The 20,046-nt window shown below is 46.6% G+C and carries 12 protein-coding genes; 5 read left to right on the plus strand and 7 right to left on the minus strand.

The genetic code is table 11. The features are described from left to right. The first annotated feature begins 270 nt into the window (after positions 1 to 270). Positions 271 to 1,041: a 2OG-Fe(II) oxygenase gene (locus DFR28_RS03355; protein WP_113952874.1), complete on the plus strand. Its 771-nt coding sequence runs from the start codon at positions 271 to 273 to the stop codon at positions 1,039 to 1,041. Here DFR28_RS03355 and DFR28_RS03360 read toward each other — a convergent pair. The 6 genes from DFR28_RS03360 to DFR28_RS03385 all read right to left on the minus strand — a co-directional run bounded on the left by DFR28_RS03360 (position 1,038) and on the right by DFR28_RS03385 (position 11,852). Further along, positions 1,038 to 2,075, minus strand: coding sequence for a hypothetical protein (locus tag DFR28_RS03360; protein ID WP_113952875.1), 1,038 nt, complete (start codon positions 2,073 to 2,075; stop codon positions 1,038 to 1,040). The two genes, DFR28_RS03355 and DFR28_RS03360, sit on opposite strands and share 4 nt — an antisense overlap. Positions 2,076 to 2,176: 101 nt before the next feature. Then, positions 2,177 to 4,048: a tetratricopeptide repeat-containing sulfotransferase family protein gene (locus DFR28_RS03365; RefSeq protein ID WP_113952876.1), complete on the minus strand. Its 1,872-nt coding sequence runs from the start codon at positions 4,046 to 4,048 to the stop codon at positions 2,177 to 2,179. A gap of 270 nt (positions 4,049 to 4,318) precedes the next feature. Next, positions 4,319 to 5,962 carry a tetratricopeptide repeat-containing sulfotransferase family protein gene (locus DFR28_RS03370; protein WP_170131961.1) on the minus strand — a complete coding sequence of 548 codons (1,644 nt, stop codon included), beginning with the start codon at positions 5,960 to 5,962 and terminating at the stop codon, positions 4,319 to 4,321. Next, positions 5,959 to 6,873 (minus strand): class I SAM-dependent methyltransferase, encoded by a 915-nt coding sequence (locus DFR28_RS03375; protein WP_113952878.1) that lies wholly within the window; start codon positions 6,871 to 6,873, stop codon positions 5,959 to 5,961. Before DFR28_RS03375 ends, DFR28_RS03370 begins: the two co-directional genes overlap by 4 nt. A 91-nt stretch (positions 6,874 to 6,964) precedes the next feature. Then, a complete protein-coding gene (locus tag DFR28_RS03380) occupies positions 6,965 to 8,815 on the minus strand; it encodes a tetratricopeptide repeat protein (RefSeq protein ID WP_113952879.1) in 1,851 nt (616 codons plus the stop codon). Positions 8,816 to 9,020: 205 nt separating this feature from the next. Next, a complete protein-coding gene (locus DFR28_RS03385) occupies positions 9,021 to 11,852 on the minus strand; it encodes a TonB-dependent receptor plug domain-containing protein (protein ID WP_113952880.1) in 2,832 nt (943 codons plus the stop codon). A gap of 1,049 nt (positions 11,853 to 12,901) precedes the next feature. Between DFR28_RS03385 and DFR28_RS03390 the strand changes: the two genes are divergently transcribed. The 3 genes from DFR28_RS03390 (at position 12,902) to DFR28_RS03400 (ending at position 17,122) form a co-directional block, all read left to right on the plus strand. After that, a complete protein-coding gene (locus DFR28_RS03390) occupies positions 12,902 to 14,404 on the plus strand; it encodes a peptide MFS transporter (protein ID WP_113952881.1) in 1,503 nt (500 codons plus the stop codon). Between the two features lie 34 nt (positions 14,405 to 14,438). Further along, on the plus strand, positions 14,439 to 16,253 hold the full coding sequence (locus tag DFR28_RS03395; protein ID WP_113952882.1) for a M2 family metallopeptidase: 1,815 nt from the start codon (positions 14,439 to 14,441) through the stop codon (positions 16,251 to 16,253). 269 nt (positions 16,254 to 16,522) lie between these two features. Then, complete coding sequence (locus DFR28_RS03400) at positions 16,523 to 17,122, plus strand: MarC family protein (protein ID WP_113952883.1); 600 nt, start codon at positions 16,523 to 16,525, stop codon at positions 17,120 to 17,122. Here DFR28_RS03400 and DFR28_RS03405 read toward each other — a convergent pair. Beyond that, positions 17,112 to 17,633, minus strand: coding sequence for a ZapG family protein (locus DFR28_RS03405; protein ID WP_170131962.1), 522 nt, complete (start codon positions 17,631 to 17,633; stop codon positions 17,112 to 17,114). The two genes, DFR28_RS03400 and DFR28_RS03405, sit on opposite strands and share 11 nt — an antisense overlap. Before the next feature lie 256 nt (positions 17,634 to 17,889). Here DFR28_RS03405 and DFR28_RS03410 point away from each other — a divergent pair, with 256 nt between their 5' ends. Beyond that, a complete protein-coding gene (locus DFR28_RS03410) occupies positions 17,890 to 20,034 on the plus strand; it encodes a carboxy terminal-processing peptidase (RefSeq protein ID WP_113952885.1) in 2,145 nt (714 codons plus the stop codon). Positions 20,035 to 20,046 lie beyond the last annotated feature (12 nt).

Below are 20,046 nucleotides of genomic sequence, written 5' to 3' on the forward strand. Positions count from 1 at the left end.
TGCCAGAACCCAAGCGTTAATTTGCTTGACCCAAGATTCGTTTGTAGATCAATTATAGTACACTCAATGGCGGCTAATTTTCGCTGGTCGTTGGGTTGCTGACTGCCCTGCAGCAACCTTATTAGCCTAGCGGATGAGCTAGCACCGCCAAGCCTAAACTGTTTTAATCGATGTTCGACAAAAATGTTTCGCTATATCAATACTCGCTGTTAAGAACCGGTGACGTAAACCCTCTAGCCACTTTGAGCGCATGACCATTACTGCTGAATTATGACAATTAGAATCAATCCAACACTCAATTTTGAATCGCTACATGCTCAATTTTCTGAGCAGAAAAAAATCAGAATTGAAAATTTTTTCACTTCGCAGACAGCCGAGTATATTGCTGATAATTTACAGCACACGACCCCTTGGCACATGGTTCACTCCGATGCCAAAGGGCTCCCAGTGCGGTATAACCCTGAGCAATTAGCGACGCTGAGTACAGCTCAAAAAGATGAGATCGATACAAAACTGCAGCAACTTGCAGCCGAACATTATCAATACAAGTACAAATTCTACCCCATCATTGACTCAATTAAAGATGGCACACTTGCAATAGACTCAATGCTCTATCAGATGGCAAGCTTCGTTAACGGCACAGAATTTATGCGTTTTGCTAGACAATTAACTGATGTCAGCTCGTTAGTGAAAATGGATCCACAAGCATCTTTATACGAGAGCGGCGACTTTCTAACTATGCATGATGACTCGAACTACCAGCGCCAAGCTGGTGACCATAGCTCTCGGCGTTTTGCCGTAGTGTTCGGTTTCACTAAACACTGGTCACCAAACTGGGGCGGGCAAACTGCATTTTACACCAGCGCCGATGCGGTCGAGTCGATTAGCTGGAACCCCGGCTATAACGTGCTAACGGTCTTTGAGGTGCCAGTACAACACTGCGTTAACTACGTAACCCCTTTTGCGACAAATGGTCGCTATTCAATTACCGGCTGGCTACGCGATGACCCGACAATTAGCCGACCTGACCTTGGAGACTAAAGCGGGTTAGCTATTTGATCTGAGTAAGGGTATTTAAACTGCAATTGCTTGGCCCAAGGAATGATCACCTCTAGGCTTTCCGAGAATTGTGTTTGCGCCAACGAGTACTCTTCACTTCGGCTACTAGCGTCAAACGTTTGGCCTGGCGTTTTAGAATTAGCTGCCAGCGGTGCTTGCGCGAGCATTTTTTCAATATTTTCTTGCAAGGCATTACACTCAAAAAAACTAACTATACGAGTCAGCAAATCCTCAGGGGCGGCGAGTAGACGGTCGCAATGAAGCGAACTCACCTGCTTAGCATCCATCTTTTCAAACATTTCGAAAAATCGCTCAAGCTGGAGATGCCAGGTAATAGCCGTTACTTGTGAATCAGTCATGCGCATTAACTTGGTGGCATCAAGGTGCTGTGCTTCAGCAGAATCCATCCGAAAAATGGTGAACAAATGGCGCGCAAAACCTCGACCCTGCTCACCTTTTTTTAAGGTAGATAACAAAAAGCTAGCTAAGTCAGAGTGCAAAAGCAGTGCTTTGCTCTGAGAGTGCGTTGCCATCAACGGCTGCATTATATTGTTGACAGTATTGGTTGGTTTAACCAGCACTGACTGTCCTTCGCCAAATGGTCGAAACAGCAACTTTGAGACAAGCCGATAAATAGTAGAGGCCCGGTTTGGGTCGGCAAGATAAGGGTGTTGAACACGCTGATAGTTTGCTAACGCCATCAACACCGCAGGTTCTTTAAGCGACACATTCGCCGACTCAAGATTTAAACACCGCGCTAATAAAGTTGAACAACAAAATGCAGTATGAAATACAAATCGTGGCGGACCACTGTTGATTGAGTCCGTGTAGGGTAAAACGTCTTGTAACGGCAGCACCATCGATGGCAACTGACGAGTGTCAAAACGATTATCCAAAAAACTACATGCCGCTAACGCCTGGTGATCGGTCTTTACAAACAACAGTGACCGTTCATCTAAATTAATTCCATGCAGAAACCAATTAGGGTTTTGCACGATATCGGCTGCAGTTGTCATACGCTTAGTACCTTAGCGACCATTTAGCAACTATATAGCTAGACAGACATTGTTTAGACAAGGCTCAACAACAGACGCTTGATGAACCTCAGATTCGCAAACTAATCGTTATTTAGTTCAGGATAATACTCAGCGTAATGCTGCCATCGACCAATGCGTTTGTCTGCGATTGGCTGTCGAACTTGCATTTCACTAAAGGTGAAACTCTTATTAATAGATTGATGAAAATCCAAATAAGAGTCATTCCACTCAAAACCACAGAACTCAACAAGTTGCTTTGCGTAATGCGATGGATTTTGCACCAAGTCCTCGTAGTTAAGATCCATTAAGCGCGGTGAGTTCATGCTAGACCAATGAGCCATCATACGCTCACACTCATCATAAAAATGGCTTAGATCTTCCCAACGATTTGCATAGTTGTGACCTGGCGCAAAGGCATGAGAATATATAGAAAAGCACACGTCTCGTTTGTCGCGATGCATTTGAATAACTCGGGCATCAGGAAATAGCTTGTGTATCAAACCCACATGACGAAAGTTATGCGGTAACTTATCGGTAAATATCGGCTTGCTAATCTCTGGTAATTTTTCCAAATATAATTTACGCAATTCTGCCCATTGGTGTGGCGTGACATCTATCGCATCAGCCAATTTTCCGGTCATGGTTTTCTGATGAAAATCAGCCGCAACGTACTCCATTGCCTCCTGCTCACCGGCATTAAATACTTGAACATTTTGACCGAGAATACGCTCCACTAAAGTGGTACCACTGCGCGGCATGCCGACAATGAAAATTGGTTGTATGGCACGAGATTCCTTATCTAACTTAGCATCTGATTGGTCGAACACATCGCGATCAAAATTCTTAGTAATGCGCTCTACCATCTGCGTCACATGCTCTTGCTGATAGACGGTGTTGGTTCCTTGTAAAAATAGGTGCTGTACCTCATTAGCCTCTTTGAAGGACTTTGCAGCTTGCTGATAGTCACCAATACGGTCTTGCATATGTGCCAAAGCGTAGTTCAACAAGCCCCTGTGTTGATGGTTCAGCATCGCTATTTCTTCAAGCTTTGCGAGTTGCTTGGAAAGCAATTCAATTAATTCCTTGAGCTGTTCATCCGTCGCCAACTCAGCACGCATTGACCATGCTTCGCCATGATTAGGCATACGTTGGATCGCCTTATCCAAAGACTCGTTAGCCTTTACATAGTCACCATCCAACCGCGCGACTTTAGCCTGCATCACAAATATCTGCGGACCATCTTCACCAAGTTCCATTGCGTGTTTAATCGCTTTCTCGCTACGTTCAGACTGCTGCGCCATCAACAGTAAATCAGCGAAACGGAGATAATCCTCGGCAGTGGGAGAGACCAACCGCAGGTAACGCTCAAAGGCACTGATTGCAGTTGGGAAATCACGTAGCTTTCCGGCAGTAACTGCCAAATTGTTAGCGATACTCGAATCATCAGGAAGCTCGTCGTTAAGTCGTCGCAATATATTGACTGCTTCTCGCCAATTCGAAACGCCTGCTTGCGCACGGGCTAAAATAATCTGGTCTGCGGGCGTCAATACTTTCAAGCGCGACAGTAATTGGATCGCGGCCGGCGGCTCACCCAAACTGAGTAGAAAGTCTGCAATGCGTGAGCAAAACACGGGATCATCCTTACAAAACTTGGTGGCGTGTTGTAGTTGGATCAATGCCTGACGCCGATTTCCGACACGATGATAACAGTGCGCTAAATTAACCGCGATATCGACCGCGTTAGGCTCTAGCTCCTGAGCTCGCCCAAGCGATTTAAATGCTTCGTCAAGCCGGTCTCGCTGCATTGCAACGCTGCCAAGACCATAGTGCGCGGATGCGGAGTCAGGCTCGAGTTCAACGGCAGCTAGAAAAGACTGCTCAGCCTGATCAACCTTTCCGGCTCTAATCGCATCTTCAGCGTCTTTAAGAAGTTGGTCTATGTTTTGGTCCACAGTACATTCCTATTCGAATTGTGCGATCAGCATCTGTTCGCTAAATAATCTGGTTGTTTGCCCAAGGCACTATTTTGTTCGGTCTCACCGTGAATGCGGCATTGAACGCGATAAGCACTTGCCAAGCCATAAGTAACGCCAATATAAGGCGCTAAATTAGACTAATATTATACAGCCTTCACAGGCGATTTACCGCTAAGAGCGCAACCATATCAATGATCGCAAGCAAGAACAATCTGCTCAAGAATAAAGCACTCAGGCGAGCTCAGATTATTCTGCAAATTCCGCTATCAGATCAGCGATATTATTCTGATAATTTTTCCACCGACCCGAGCTGGACTGGTACAACGGTTGGCGCACTTGCCAAATACTTGCGGTTTTTACTCTGTTTTTCAAACGATGAAAATCAAGACACTGCGGCTCCCATGGCAGATCTAAAAACGCCAATAGATCTCGAACGATTGGCTCGGGATCAACCACCAGTCGATCATAATCGAGGGCATACACGTTCTCCGGAAACAACTTCCTCCAATGCGCCATTAGTCGCAAGTATTGCTTATAGTAATGGGCTATGTCGGTCAAGTTTGCCGCATAACTCATTGACGCCGCCGTTCTAAGAAAGTAGATGGACAGGCAATTATCGCGTGGATTTCGATTAGTCTGGATAAACTTCGCGCGTGGAAACAATGTCTTAATTAAGCCAATATGCAAAAAATTATCGGGCCGCTTATCGGTAGGTCGTGCATCTCCCGGAAAGGCCTTCGCCAAGTCGGCTAAATAGTCATTAGCCATTTCCTGTAATGCGGAAAACTCTATTTTTTCCAGAGCAACCGGATAAGGATCAATATTGGAACGCGCTAATTTATAAAAGAAGTCTCTCTCACCACCAGCCGTCAGACTTGAGTGCGACGCTAATACTTGCTCAGCAAGTGTAGAGCCTGACCGAAACATGCCACAAATAAAAATCGGGCTAGCATCAGAAGTCGGCGCATGACGATTAAACCAATCTTCTGTGAAGAAATTAATATTGTCGTCGACAATCTGCTCCTGCCGCTCCTTGCTATAAAGGGGGTTATTGGAACGATCCAAATCATTGGCCGCTGCATAGTGTTTGAAAGCATCATCGAACTCACCACAATCATCTAGAGCCTTACCCAATGCGTAGTGAATATTCGTGCGGCTAAAATCATCCATTGATGAGTCAACCAAGGCAGTTTGCAACTTGGAAATAATCGGCGCACTGGGGTCAAGTATCCGCTGAGCCTCGGCGAGCCGAGCAAGTGCGCGATGATTACTCGGATCAAACTCTACAATTTTCTCGTAAAGCTTAGCGGCATGGGCCTTATCACCTTCTTCCTCATACAAGGTTGCTAAGTTAAACATTGCCGGCGTATATGATGGCAATTGATTTAGTGCGCGCTCCAAACAACTTTTTGCTTGATCTTCTTGCCTTAAATGCTCTGAGTATATAACCGCCATATTGGTCAACACTTCTTCTGGTTGACTTATGCCGTGCTCCAATGCCTGCTGATAATTTTCGATTGCGCGTGCATATTCGCCAGCCTGCTTTAAGTAGTAAGCCGCATTGTAATACCCATCAGCTTGAGACGGGTTACTCCGTAAAAATTCCAAGTAGCATACAGCCGCTTGCATCCATCGCTGCTGCTTGACATACAAATTTGCACGGGCTTCATAGTATGCTAATTTTGACGGATAGAGCGTGCACAGCTGCTCTAAATAGTTTGCAGCAGCGTCCAAATCTTGAGCTTGAATACATACATGAGCCAATCGGCTTAACACGGCTTCACGCTGATATCCTTGCTTAAGAAGATCTTGATAGAGCGAATATGCTAGCGCTAAATTACCACTTTGATGCGCACTTTGGGCTTGTGCCCATAAAGCATCTAAATTCATGCGGGCTTCTGCCCAGACACCAGCCATCCGAGTAAATAAAGCGACTCTTGGCGGTCTATAACGATAGGCTCGAAACTAGCTGAAATACCGGCATCAGACAGCAGACCTTGCTGCCATGCAAGCATTTCGTCCTCACTGCGGCCGGCGGCAAGTAACTGCTGAAGCCGAGACAACTCGGAGCGAACCCGCAAGTTCATAGCAACGCCGAGCTCGATTGACTCTTTTGGTCGCAGCTGCAAGCCACTGGCTATTTTCTCTATACCCAAAAACACTTGTCCAGATACAGCTTCAGTTCTTACTATATCTTGCTCTAGGTAAGCTGCACCCAATTGCTCTAACTCGTTAAAATCCGTCTCCCGACGCAGCACCTTAATTAAGGTATCAAGCAAACCATTAACTTGTGTTAGCTGCTCAAGTTCGGTCACTTTAACGCGCGACGAGGCAATAATATCGCTCTGTGAATGATGCACCACATAGCGGAAACGACCGCCAGGCTTTAGCAACGACAGCACCGTCGAACTAGCTTCTGAGAAGCCAGCATATTCGATACCGAATTGACTAGTGATGGCGTCAAAAGTCGATAACTCGAATGGCATCTCAAAGAGATCAGTATCCGCGTGAAAACGAACCGCAGCTAGATTTTCCTGACCGCTCAAATAGCTTGTTGGATCAATACTCGCTTTATCCACCGCGTCAATATCTAGGTCGCTCCGCACCGCTAACATTGCACTCGCCACCGCCCCGTTACCAGTCGCCAAATCCAAAACCTTGGCGCCGGAGTCTAACGACTGAGCAAATGAACGCCATAACTCATTCAAAACCGTCTGGTCTTGATCGGTCGCTTGCGCAACACAACTATGCAATCGGTCAGCTGACCAATAAAGTGACCATGGGTTTTGTTCTTGACTCATATTCTCTCTCTTTAGATGTTCTTTATGGCAGGACTACTGGCTGCATGGGTATGGATCTCGGGTCTTAAATCTAACAAGGTATCGATACCTGTTAGCCGACTGGCAGGATATCAAACGGAGCTGTCATACGGTAGTCTGAATCTGTACCACTGAACGGGAAGGTGCCATGCCAACAATAAGATGGGAATAACACCACCATACCTGGCTTTGGTCGAACACACATTTCAATCACATCACGGTCACCGAGCTGCAGCGGACTTTCACCGAACTTAATACACCCTTGATTGTCGGCCGCAACGTCAACAGACTCTGTTTCTGGGTCTATGTCAATCGAAGAGGACTCATGCATTCCGCGAGGAATTGTAATGTAGCAGGACGAGCTAATCCATCCTTCAGGATGGACATGATTTACATGAAACCCATTTGCCCGCAGCTTGACCGACCAAGAGCCAGAAAAATCAAACTGCTCTCGTTTGCGCGACAAAAATGGATGATTGAGGTCATCAGGTAAGCCAGAAATATAATCTCGAACAATTTTCTGCAAGCATTCCTTTAACGCCTTAATCGCAGGATGTGGGCTATGCAATAGTCGAGATGCGGTTTGTGTGCCATTGCGAAGGGTCTGCAACAAAGGCTCCCTTTCGGTTCGATGCATTGGTATTAGTGCATTTTCGACGTCAGTTAAAAATGCCGCTAGGTTATCGTAGCCAGCGGGTACAGCTATTTTGTAGACTTGAACAAACTTCTCATATTGCATCAACCAATGGTAGCGCTTATCGCCGGATAAACGCCAAATCAAACTTTGCAATGCCCAGTTCAATTGACAATTCGGCGCCTCGATAAAAGCTTGGTTAAGCAAGTCTTGCGCTTGAGCATATCGCGACAGCAAGATATCAATTTTAATTAATTGCTGGGCCACATCCTTTGCATACTGGATCTCTAAACTTCGAGTCATCATGTGGTAGGCCGTACTCAAGTCGCCCATCTCTGCGGCAATTGTTCCTTGCAAGGCCAGCAGATTGTGATTATCTAAAGCGCCAGAGGCATAGCGTTCCAGCACCTGCTTGGCCTGTGTGACGTGCCCTGCACGGAATAGCAATGATGCATAGGACTCAATTAAACTAAGATTGCCCGATAACTGACTAAGGGCCGAACGATAACTTTCACCGAATTCACTCGCAAACTCACTTTCCCATAACATAGCGTTAAATCGCTCATGCAATTCAATATGGTCGGGATTCTGCTGTAATGCGCGCTCAAAAATTTGAATCGACTGCTGCGTCTTACCCGCCTCATGGAGGCACAAAGCTAAACTTTGAGATACTTCAGGACGAGGTCCCGCTAACTCGAAAGCTTTATGGTAACACTCGAGAGCTTTTGTTAATTTTCCCTGCAAATGAAACACCAAACCCAAATTATGCCAACCATTTACCTTTTGGGGATCAATCGCAAGCACGGACACATACAGGGACTCGGCCTTTTCAAGATCGCCTATTAAACGCTGCGCATCAGCCAGGCCAATCAGAGCTGAAGAGTCGTTCGGCGCTAAATCCAGAGCGCGCTGATACGATTCGAGCGCCGCTTCATAATGGGATTGAGCTTGCAAACAAATGCCTAGATTGCGCCATGCCTGCAAATATTTTGGATTGAGCTCGACAGCTCGCCGATAGTGCGCTTCGGCATCTGAATAACTCTCTTCAGATTTCAATAAATTTGCCAGATTGTTAAGCACCTCTGGCTGATGCTCATTCAATTCTAAACTCTGCTTAAAGTGCTGCTTAGCGCGCGCCTTATCGCCAAGCGCTTTGTAACTAAGCGCCAGGAGGTGTGCCACATCAGCATTATTAGGAACCTGCGCTGCTATCGACTGCAGCTTAGAAATCGCTTGCTGTGGCTGTTGGTTTTGAAGGTCTTGATAGGCCGATTTTAGTAAATCCTGCATCGCACAAACCTGGGAATTAATAGTTGCGACATAATCCTGCGCTAACCATGTTGGATGTTAGCTACCTTATGTCGTCAAATAACTAGCTTAATTGCAAGCACTTCGTCTCCGAATCGTGCAACGCTGCTACTCAATCAAAACAAAAACGGCGAGCCTAAGCTCGCCGTTCTCGTTACTTCTTAGTACTGCGTCTAACTACTAAAGACTACCGAAAACGGAAGTTAGCACTTAGGAATACGCGTGGACCAAGCAAATCATACGTTGATGGGAACGTATTACCTTGCTCTTGCTGATCACCAATTTGAGTTGGCTCAGTGTCTAGTATGTTGTTAACACCGAAGTTCACTGAGAAGTCATCGCTGAACGCATACGTTGCAGCAAGATCTAAGTAAATTTCAGCATCAAGCTTATCAACTAAAATATCCGCACGGTTTGCATCTTGAGTAGCAATAGTATCATCGTCAACTGCACTTAAATAACGAATCAAACCAGTGAATCCCCAAGGACCAGTATTCCAAGTTACACGAGTATTAACGATTAGCTCATTCAACGGAGAGCCACAAGTGTTACCAAAACTACCGGCACACTCATTAGTTCCAGCTAATTCAGCAACTGGAGTCACGTCAAAATCAAGCAAGTAAGTAGCTTTACTGTTGATTTCTAGAGTGGAACCTTCACCACCAAGACCGAAGTCCAGATCTTTAGTCCACCCAATGTTCAAGTCAACACCAGATGTTTCAAGTGATGAAATGTTCTCGTTAAGAACATTAACAATACCAACTTGACCGTCTGCACGGCGAGTAACCGCTTGACAGAATGCTGAATTAATATCTTTAACTTGGTTGTAACAGATATCCAATACGTTGTTAACACTACCACCTAAGATGCTGATCGCGTTTTCAATTTGAATATCGAAATAATCAACAGTGATGTCTAGGTTTTCAGTAGGTTGGAAAACCGCACCCAAAGTAAATGTATCTGACTCTTCTTCAGAAAGATTAGTGTTACCACCAAACAAACCTTGAATCTGTGTATTTGCTTGAGAGAACACGCCAACTTGGCTCGCCGCTACACCAGTAGCCGCGCAAAGTGCTGCGTCAGTTGACGCTGGATCAAACCCGTCAGCTGAACATGGGTCAGTTGCACCTGGGAAGCCATTACCGCCACCGCTAAACAACTCAGCTACGTTTGGCGCACGAACCGCACTTTGGAAACCTGCACGAAAACGCATTTTGTCAGTTGGAGCAAAAGACAATGCAGTCGCATACGAACTTACACCACCAATGTTAGAGTAGTCCGCATAACGATATGCGCCCCACGCTTCAACTTGGTCAGTAAGAGGCACTCGAATCTCAGTAAACAGCTCAGTAACGTCGAATCCACCAACAGTTGGGTTACCAGCGTTAAAACCAGCTACATCACCTGACGATAAAGCTGTATCAGGTTGGAAACGAGAGAAATCTTTACGGTATTCCAAACCAGCAACAACACCGATTTGCTGATCAGTGGTTGGAAGTGATCCAACTAAGCCTGATACAGAACCTTGCCATACTTCTTGCGTAATGCTGGTTACGTTAATCGCACCAATACGAATGAAATCAGCTGCAGCTGCAGAGATATTGCCTTCACCGAAAATATTCAGTGGCACACAACCATTTGATGGGTCTTGACAAGCCAAACCATCATCAGTCACTAATGCAGCTTGAAGTGAACGTGAACGTGAAATGTTACCGTTTTGAACTTGGATACGGTCTAGTACTGAACGACTGTAGTAACCGTCATAGCTCCAAACGTCGTTAATTTCGCCACTCAAGCCAACCAAAATACGGTTACCATCACGAGTATCGAGAGACTGACGTGAACCAACTTCAACCATACGACGACCAATGTAAGAAAGGGTCGCATTGTCATTACCGTTGATTACGCCGTCGCCATTTGTATCAGAACGAATGCCGTTCAAAGCAGACTGTACATCTGGTGCAAAGAATGGGCTATCCGGGTTAACTGGCAAAGTAGTAAACCATGGAGTTGGAGCCAACTCTGAATCTACTTGGTTGCGCGAGAATGCTAACTCACTGTACAGTCTGGCTGATTCAGTCAGATCGTAGTGAGCCATTGCACTGATCAAATAACGCTCTTGTGGCAACTGTAAAAAGTTATCAGGAGCGTAGTTGAACGCATCACTTGAGGTATAAGGAGCGCCTGAGCCATCAGTATTAAAACGACCGAGAGTTTGGCCATTTGGTAGTGTTGGACCACCGAAGACACGTGTGCCAGGGATACCAGAAGAACCACCAGGAACTAGTGCAGTATTGTCACTATTCTCAGTTAGAGCAAATTGCGAAAAATCACGCTCGCCTTGATAAACCGCCTCACGTTTTGAGAAGCTGGTGTAAACAGTAGCGTTACCACGACCGTCATCAAAGTTTCCGCCCATGGTCAAATCGATATTGACTTTCTCGGCATCGCCTTCGCTTGCAACATCATACAAACCGCTGATTTCAACACCTTCGAAATCATCAATAAGTTGGAAGTTTACAACCCCAGCTAATGCGTCAGAACCGTATACCGCTGATGCACCACCAGTTGTTACGTCAACCTGCTTGATCAATGAACCTGGAATAGAGTTAAGATCCACAACACCTGTTTGCGTTGCTGGGATGTAACGTCGACCATTTACAAGAACAAGCGTTCGAGCGGTACCCAAACCACGTAAATCAACACGTGCAGTACCATCACCTGGGTTATTCGAACTTGGTCCGAATGAAGGCAATGTTTGTGGCAATTCAGCCAATTTTTGCTCAACGTTCAGGTTACCTGAAATTTTGAACTCTTCGCCAGAAACGACTGATACAGGAGTAACAGACGCTAAATCAGGACGTCGGATACGTGAACCAGTAACGATTACTTCTTCAAGTGCCGTTGCTGTCTCAGCATCCTGTGCGAAAGCGACATTGCTCATGCCGGCAGACATCATAGTCGCTGAACTGACCGCTAGTGCAATCGCACTTTTTCTATATGGATTTTTGTAATTCATACACTCTTTCCTCTAATTAGGTTTATGTAAGACTTTTAACGCAATCAAACATGCACAGACCACAATGAACAAAAACGTTGAAATGGGAAAAGTTATTCACGTATTGATGATTGAGTCAGAACACACGCGCCCAAGCGAAGTACAACGTTGTACGCTCGGGTCGATTGCCTAACTAGGAAAGCACACTCGTGGAAGCATCAATCTCTCCTAATTTGTTACCAGCTTATTACAGACGGGTTAATAAGACAATGTTTTTGCCGCGCCAGACTGGACTGTCTGTTTGTGCCAACACTAACACCAAAACGACTTTGACAGTTACTACCCACACCCTCAAACAGAACACAATAAGTCATTGTATTGAAACAATATTTTTACATTTGCGTGATTTGCTAATGATCGCTGACAAGGCGTAAAACCGTGAAAGATAATTACATTCAAAAAAACACAAACCGAGAGCGTGAATCTACTGCGAAAACACACCATATTTAGTGAATAATGTGCGGTTATTCAGGCGATATCCGCAGTAGATGCGACGCTCAATTAAGTTGGTGACAATAACACCAACAAATCATCACCAATCCGACTAATCAAACCACTCGAACGATCCAATTCCAAACCAACAAGGTGGCACCAACCCAACTGATATTACAACACCCAATCCGCACCGGCAAAAACGACTCAAATGCGCACCACGAAAGGAATGCCGCACCTCAAGCAAACCTCATCGCCACCGACTACACATTCAGCAATCCACGTTAACTAATATTTCCATTATGGGTTTCACACTGATCAAATTCAAAAACACACACATTTCACATCTCACGACGGATTGACTCAAGCCAGCACCCGAGCGCAGAGAAAGTAACGCGGCAAACTGCGTGATTTGTGATATTTTCTTGCTGTTGCGGTTCGATCAACGCCGATTTTGGCTCGCGATGATTGTACTAACCTGCTTTCGCTCTGGGTCTTATCTCACTTGCTATTCGAGAAAATTGAAGACTGCTGAATGCGCGAAAGCTTTGAATTTAAAAATAAAAATAGGTAAACCTATGAATCAACCAGCAAATAGCTCACTGAACACCTCGTTCTTTGGCCACCCAAAGGGATTACAAACTCTGTTCTTCACCGAAATGTGGGAACGCATGAGTTACTACGGAATGCGCGTTCTACTCGTGCTTTATATGACCGCCTCAATGCAAGAAGGCGGCTTACAACTAACTGTCGCCGCCGCCGGTGCGATATATGGGCTTTATACTGGCTCGGTTTATTTCATGGGCCTACCCGGAGGCTGGATTGCGGATCGCTTAATAGGCGGGCAAAAAGCAATTTGGTATGGCGGCATCATCATTATGCTCGGGCATATTATTTTAGCCATTCCAATTGAAGGAACGTTCTTTATTGGTTTGATCTTCGTGGTGCTCGGCACAGGGCTCTTAAAACCGAACATTAGCGCGGTGGTTGGTCAGCTCTATTCTATAGAGGACAAGCGTCGCGACGCCGGATATGCCATTTACTACATGGGCATCAACCTAGGTTCGTTTATTGGCTACATCGTCTGCGGCTACTTGTCTACCGCCTACGGTTGGCATTGGGCGTTTGGCGCCGCGGCCGTGGGTATGGCAATCGGCCTCATTCAGTACCGAAAGACTATTGGCAACCTAGAAGGTGTAAGCGCTGAACCGGTGGATCGTTTGTCGAGCACCGCAGACCGCAACAGCCGCCTAACAATCGGTGCACTTCTGTTGGTATTAGCCGTCGTTACTTGGCTGATGATGACCGGCAAACTGGTTTTCAACCCAGTCCAACTCGCTGAAAGCGTGGCGATCATTTTCACTGCGGTATTCGCGATTTATTTCGCTGCTATTTATTTTCTGGGCAAGCTGGATGGGCGCGAAAAACGCGGCATGATAGCGCTCTTATTGGTGTGCGTTGCATCCGCCTGCTTTTGGTCAGGATTCGAACAAGCCGGCTCAACATTGAACTTATTTGCACAAGACTACACCGACCGCATGATCGGCACTTTCGAGATTCCGACCGGATGGTTTGGTTCGGCAAATGCGCTGTTTATCGTGCTACTTACACCGTTCTTCGCCGCAATTTGGATCAACCTAGGCAAGCGCATGGTGTCGCCCGCCTATGGTATTAAATGTGCGGTTGGCCTAATGATTATGGCTAGTGGCTTTATTGTGATGTTTTTCGCTGCGCAGATTGCTGCCGCCGGACTTAAAGCAGCACCATTCTGGTTAATCTTAGTGTATTTCCTGCATACCGTTGGCGAGCTTTGCTTGAGCCCAATGGCGTTAAGCGCAGTAAGTAAATTATCTCCACGCCGCTTTGTTGGCCAACTGATGGGCGTCTTCGTATTGACTTATTCGATCGGCAACATCATCGCGGGCTTGTTAGCTGGAAACTTTGATCCGAACAATGTTGCCGAAATGCCTAGCTTGTATATGCAAATCGCCACCTTCAGCATTGGTATTGGTGCCGTCATTCTATTGCTTGGCATGTTTACCAAGAAATGGGAAAAAGAAGTCGAAATGACTGAAAGCTAGTCGTTAATTCGGACCAGTTTACTCGGAGAATATTATGAATTTAAAACATTATTCCTATGCGCTAGCAACAGCACTAAGCTTGGCTTGCGCAACCACGGCAGCACAGGCCGATGACCATAAACAACCCAAGGAATCCGCCAAAGAATTTGTCGACCGCGTTGAAAAAGAAGGCCTCGAACTCGCTAAAGAGGTCGAAGCCGCGTACTGGGTTCGCAGCACCTACATCACCGGTGATACAGGTGTGTTGGCCGCGAAAGCTGGTGAACGCTCACTGGCATTTGAGAGTCGCGTAGTCAATCAAGCCAAGCAATACAAAGGCACTGACATGGCCCCAGATACCGCGCGTGCAATCGAACTGATGCTGCGTGGTTCTGCGGCTCCGGCGCCAGACGACGCCGCACTTCGGTCTGAACTCGCACAAGTGCTGACCGATATGGAAGGCGCCTACGGCTCAGGAAAATACTGCAACGAAGCTGGCGAATGTCGTGAACTACAAGAACTCGAGGCCGTGCTAGCTGACTCACGTGATTATGATGAACTATTAGATGTTTGGCGTGGTTGGCGCACGGTATCCCCAGCTTATCGCGATGACTACCAACGATTCGTCGAGCTTGGTAATCAAGGCGCTAAAGATGCCGGCTTTGCCAACTTAGCTGAAGCATGGAAGTCAAACTACGATATGACTGGCGCTGAATTCACCATTGAAGCACGGCGCTTATGGGATCAAGTAAAACCGTTCTATGAAGAGCTACATTGCCATGTTCGCGCCAAGCTTAGTGAGCAATATGGTGCCGACAAAGTACCATTAGACCAACCAATTCCAGCACATTTGCTAGGAAATATGTGGTCACAAACGTGGGAAAATATCTATCCGATCATGGAGCCTCACGCTGGCGTTGCTTCACTAGACGTAACCGCCGCATTGAAAGAGCAAGGCTATGATGAACTCAAAATGGTACAGACCGCAGAAGGCTTTTTCACCTCGCTAGGACTGCCAGAACTACCCGAGAGCTTCTATAAGAATTCATTGATCAAAAAGCCTCGCGACCGCAACGTCGTATGCCATGCCAGTGCATGGGATTTAGATAATGGTAATGATCCTCGCATTAAGCAATGCGTTGAAGTCACGGAAGAGCAGTTTGGCACTTTGCACCATGAATTGGGCCATATCTATTACTACCTGATGTACAAGGACCTACCACCAATTTTCAAAGGCGGCGCGCACGATGGTTTCCACGAAGCAATCGGCGACACCATTCAACTATCGATGACACCTAGCTACTTGCAAGCGAAGGGACTGATCGACGAGGTAGAAGAAAGCCCAGAAGCCACGCTGAATAAACAAATGAAGCTGGCACTCGAGAAAATTGCCTTCTTACCGTTCGGTAAAATGATCGATGAGTGGCGTTGGAAAGTGTTCTCAGGCGAAATATCCGTCGATGACTACAACCAAGGTTGGTGGGACTTGCGCACCGAATATCAAGGCGTCGCGGCACCGGTTGAGCGCAGCGAAGCTGACTTTGATGCCGGCGCCAAATACCATATTCCGGGCAATACTCCATACACCCGATACTTCCTGTCTTTTATCATGCAGTTCCAATTTCACAAGGCGCTATGTGAAAAAGCTGGCCACACTGGCCCACTGCATGAGTGTTCAATCTACCAGAACAAAGATGCAGGCAAAGCATTAGGTGAGATGCTAGCAATGGGTCAGAGCAAACCATGGCCTGATGCGATGGAAGCTCTAACCGGTCAACGTAAAATGGATGCAAGCGCAATTATCGACTACTTTGCGCCACTCAACGCCTACTTGAAGGAACAAAATCAAGGTCGTCAATGCGGCTGGTAGGTTATTAAATAAAGCCCCCACTCTAGATCGTAGAGTGGGGGCTTTTATTTTGTATAAGCCACTATTTAATACGCCCTACCCCCACAGCTCTCAATAGCACATAAGACTGAGCAGCTCTCTTGCCGAGCCCCAGCGCTGGGCACATCACCGCCACATAAACACACCACTAGGCTTGTCTTTATGTCGCCCTCATGGCAATCTCCCGCTTTCACTGAAACGCAATTCAAACGCTAGGACACCGCCGTCACTAGCCAACTTTGGGCTCCGCTATGACCTTTATTTCTGCTGCATTGCTGCTGTTCCTAGTCATGGATCCGCTGGGTAACATTCCGCTTTACCTCACGGCCCTTAAAAACGTAGACCCGCGTCGTAGACTAAAGGTAATCATGCGTGAGCTATTGATTGCACTACTGGTCATGGTGGTGTTTTTGTTCTCAGGCCAGGCCTTTTTATCAGCGCTACACATCTCTGAGCCGGCCTTAACCGCCACCGGTGGGGTAATCCTATTTTTGATTGCGATCAAAATGATCTTTCCGCCGGAGTCGTTAGTTGACCCTAAAAATGAGGAAGAGCCGTTTATCGTACCGCTCGCCATTCCTTACGTAGCGGGTCCATCCGCCTTAGCCACATTGCTGCTCATCATGAACGGCGAACCCGAAAAATGGCTAACTTGGCTCGGTGCGTTACTTGCCGCGTGGGTTGTAACGGGTTTAATTCTGCTTGCTGCAGGTCCCTTGGCTCGCATTTTACGCAACCGCGGCTTAATCGCAATCGAGCGATTAATGGGCATGATCTTAGTGGCGATTGCCATTCAAATGCTCATGAATGGCATCGCCGAATTTGTCGAAGTATTAGCCGTTAAGCCTTAGGCTTTGTTGGCGCCGGGTTCTTGTCGCCCGCGACCTTATTCGCAATGTCATTCGCTTTGGCCGGTGCAGCCTTGGATGCAGTCGCCGGCTTGGCTGGCTCAGTAGACTTAACTTGCTCAGCAGGCTTATCGTTACCAGCTGTTGCGGTACCGACTACTGAATCAACATTGGCCGGCTTAACCCCGGACGCATCGTCTAACTTTATGGTTTTGTCCATAGGCGAACGCTGGTCAGCTAATGCCGCCGCTGCGCTGTCTGGGCGACACAATGATGTCGCGCCAATAGACAGATGCTGATACAGGTCTTGATACTGCTCTGTCATATCCTTGAACTTTTTTGAGGTCTCTTCAAAGTGACGCTCGACCTCGGCTTGATACTCATCGTACTCTTGTTGAACGTTTTTGGGAGACGCTGAGCCGCTTCTGATCTTATTGACTAGCAGCATGACCAGCACACCAAACACCACGCCAAATACAAATACAGCAATAAATTGTAATAATTCTGATTCCATCTTGATCTCTAAAGGGGTAAAACTAGTATAGTTGCAAGCAAGTGTACGAAAACAATACCAATTAAGATACGCGCCCTCACCGCTTGAGCGCTTGTTTTTACGATTCTTTACGTAAAGACAGTGAATGCTCCAAAGCCAATGATACGCTTGCAACGTGTCTAGGGGATTACCGTTTCGAAATAGTAACCAATTTGTACACACGCGCATCCTCTATAATGGTGGAGCGTGTCACTAATGACGTCTGTTGGAAGATTTGATGAAAAAAGAATTGATGAGAAATAAGCTGTTTACCCACCTAAGCCGAACCACTGCATTTGTTTCAATAATGAGCATTGCCGTCATCGGGCTACTGGGCTCAAGCCCAGCAATCGCCGATGTGCAAGAGGTGGCTGACTCAGAGTTGACCATGACCAAAGATTTAAGCTTTGACATACATAAGACTCTCTATTTCCTTCAATTCGGTCACTACTCACCTAAGAGCTTAGATGATGACTATTCGGCTAGAATCTTTGAAGACTACCTAAAAACGCTCGACCCGAATAAGGTGTACTTTACCCAACAAGACATCGACACATTTGAACCATATCGCTTCAAACTCGACGACTTATTGAAGCGTCGCGACGCCGAAGTGGCTTTTGAAATTTTCAAAGTATTTCGTAAGCGTCTACAGGATCGAACTGACAAAATCATGCAGTTAATCGACAGCGAATTTGATTTCACCGCACATGACGCACTAAATATTGACCGAGATACCTACACTTGGGCAGAAGATTCTAAAGAAATCGATTCGCGCTGGGAAAAGCGCATTAAAAACGACACACTGCAACAAGTCATGGCCAAAACGCCAATAGAGGAAGTACGCGACAACTTGAAGCGTCGTTATCAGCGTCAGCGCGATGTAATATACCAACTCAAAGCCGACGAAGTCTTTGAATGGTTTATGAACTCCTTTACCCGCGACCACGGTCCACACACTACGTATATGTCGCATGTTACCGCCGAAAATTTTGACATCAGCATGTCATTGCAGCTGACTGGCATTGGTGCAGCACTGAGCACTGACGAAGACTACACCGTAATCAATCGCATTATTAAAGGCGGGCCCGCAGAGAAAAGTGGGGCTATCAAAGCCGAAGATAAAATCATTGCCGTTGGTCAAGAAGGCGAAGAGATGATTAACGTTATCGGTTGGCGCTTGATGGACGTAGTGCAAATGATTCGCGGCGACAAGGGAACTAAAGTTCGACTCGACGTATTAGCCGGTGATAAAGCCCCTGGCTCGCCACCAGAGCGACTCGAACTTGTGCGCGACCTAATTCAATTGGAGGACCAAGCGGCCAAACTAACCGAGGTCACAATTCCCGAAGGTAATCGCGAACACACGTACTCAGTGATCAGCGTGCCATCATTTTACTCCAATGCCGATCAAGTGGCGCGCGGCGGCGGCAAGTTAGTTGCAACCACCAACGATGTGGAAAACCTAATCAAAGAAGTCAAAAAATCTGACTCTGAAGGCTTAATTCTGGATCTACGCGGCAACGGCGGCGGCTACTTGAACGAAGCAGTTAGCTTAACCGGGTTGTTTATTGAACGAGGGCCGGTAGTACAGGTCGTTGGGTCACAACCAGGGCAGCGCCGAGTGCACCGTGACACCGATTCTCGCGTCGCTTACGACGGCCCAATGATTGTGTTGATTGATCGCTATAGCGCATCTGCCTCCGAGATTTTCGCCGGCGCATTACAAGATTATGGCCGAGCCCTCATCGTAGGTGAACGCTCATTCGGTAAAGGCACAGTACAATACCCTCGAGCACTTAGAGACCGCAATACCGATCGTAAAAGCAAAATCAAATTCACCAACGCACAATTCTTCAGAATCAGCGGAAGCAGCACTCAGCACCGTGGCGTAGTGCCCGATTTACTACTAAATTCGGGCGAAGAAGACATCGAGTTTGGTGAGCGCTCTTATGACAACGCATTGCCGTGGTCACAAACCGAACCCGCCGACTATACCGCTGGGTCGTTTTCACCAACATTACTGGAAACGCTCAAAGCCAAACACCTAAGACGAACCGACAACTCTCCGGCGTTTGACTTATTGCGTAAAAATTCCTCGCGCATTCTTGAGAATAAAAAGATCAAAGAGTTGTCACTGAATCTTGAAGAACGACAAATTCGTCGAGATCAACAAGAGAAAGACTCTCTGGATAATTTAAATGCTTATCGTGCCTCACTCGGTCTCGAACCTGTGACCGAAGAGACGCGCAAGGACAACCCCTTGCCTGGCGAAGACGAGCATTGGAATACGGTTATTCATACCGAAGCAGCTCACATCATGCATGACTTTAATCAATCGAATAAGGCCGTAATTACGCAAGTTGACGCAGCGCCAAAGCACTAGCACAATTTTTTC

It is taken from the genome of Arenicella xantha, from assembly GCF_003315245.1.
Lineage (GTDB): Bacteria > Pseudomonadota > Gammaproteobacteria > Arenicellales > Arenicellaceae > Arenicella > Arenicella xantha.